General features: G+C 63.4%; 3 protein-coding genes. All 3 read left to right on the top strand.

Annotation, left to right across the window (positions count from 1 at the left end; genetic code table 11):
• Positions 1–199, top strand: a 199-nt coding sequence (locus RSO01_RS48800) for a hypothetical protein (RefSeq protein WP_218037697.1), incomplete at its 5' end; no start/stop codon positions are given.
• 645 nt (positions 200–844) lie between these two features.
• Positions 845–1,066, top strand: a complete 222-nt coding sequence (locus RSO01_RS46720; protein WP_147157465.1) for a hypothetical protein — start codon at positions 845–847, stop codon at positions 1,064–1,066.
• 41 nt (positions 1,067–1,107) lie between these two features.
• Positions 1,108–1,353, top strand: coding sequence for a hypothetical protein (locus RSO01_RS46725; protein ID WP_147157466.1), 246 nt, complete (start codon positions 1,108–1,110; stop codon positions 1,351–1,353).
• Positions 1,354–1,439: the final 86 nt, after the last annotated feature.

Raw genomic sequence — 1,439 nt, forward strand, 5'->3', positions numbered from 1 at the left:
CGCGGCTATCCGAAAAGCTATCGTACGAGCCCGACGTCTGTCAGTGCAGATTGTTGCGCTTGGACGATGCGGCTTCGATCTCAAGCGCGATGACGTAGCCGTGGAAGAAAGTTCATTGGGACGCCTTGCGCTCCACTATCGCGCGGCCAAGGTCGGTAAGCAGCACCAGGGCGCCGTCGTCGACGCGGCGATCGACTAGGCCGGCGCCCACAGCATCGCCGATAGCCTGTTCGAGCCGCTGGCCCACGATGCCGCAAGTCCGGCCGACGGCATCGGCCCGGCGCCAAGCCCGTGGCGAGCTGCGGCTAAGGTCGTACAGCGCGGCCACGAACGCCGTTGCGGCCGCGAGGCGGAGGTCCGTGTGGTCACGGGGCATGTGGCTTCGTAGCGCCCAAACAGCCGGCGTTGCACTGTCCAGATCGCCGCTCAACGATCCGGAGCCTCAATACTGGCCCTCAAGTCATTGGATTCATACGTAGAACAGAAATGTCGACAGCCTGTGGAAAGCGGGACTTGGCAGCGCCAAGTTATCTCGATGCACAAGCAAAAGACTTGGAAATGCTCGGCCTGCGGCGTCGAGGTACCCGACCCATGCCGGTCCTGCGGCACCAGCTCAGCCACGTCGAGCGCCGTGGCCACGCGGTCGACCGGATCGAGCCCGACGGTCCGCCCACCGACGACCCGCACCAGCGCCAATGACCACAACGGCACCGCACTTCTTCAGGCAGGTGACGGCATGTTGGCCGAGCCAGTAAGGGCTGACCTCGACTTTGTCCACAGTCACACGAGTAGGTACCCCAGCCGTGCTGATGAAGACGTCGAATGCAGGCCCGATGAAGGGGCCATGGTCAAAGAAGGAACGCCTGGAAAGTACAAACTGCGGGCCCTCCAGGAGGGAAGCCGCCAGCCCCTGATCGAAGCCTACGCCAGCCGCGACGAGGTCGACGCGCGCAAAGCAGCCCTTGAACGTGCCGGATACACCGTCATCGTGAGGCTGGCAGAGACGGTGCGGGAGGTGCTCGCCTCTCGAGTCCAACTCTCCCGGCAAGGAGATCTGTCGGCCTAGCGACCGCGCCGCTGACACTCCTACAGAGCTGATGGAGGCAAGTGAATGAACGCTACCCGGAAGTGTCCGAAGTGCGAGAAGGACATCGCGGAGTTCGCACTCCAGCACTTGCCGTGGGAAAGAAGGCCACGACCGGACCAGGCTTCTACGCCGCCGTGGTGAGTTGCCCCCACTGCCAGGTGGTCATCAACGTGATAGCGGAGCCGAACGCGATCGCCGCCGATGTGGTGCGACGCCTCCTCACCAACAAACCGATGCCGGCGCAGACGCACGTGGGCAATGGCTAAGGCGTTCATCCGGTTCAGTATCGACTGCGTCGACCAGCAGGAAGAAGCCCTCATCGCCAATCGTGGCGTCCATGAGCACGATTGCC

It is taken from the genome of Reyranella soli, assembly GCF_007992495.1.
Taxonomy (GTDB): Bacteria; Pseudomonadota; Alphaproteobacteria; order Reyranellales; family Reyranellaceae; genus Reyranella; species Reyranella soli.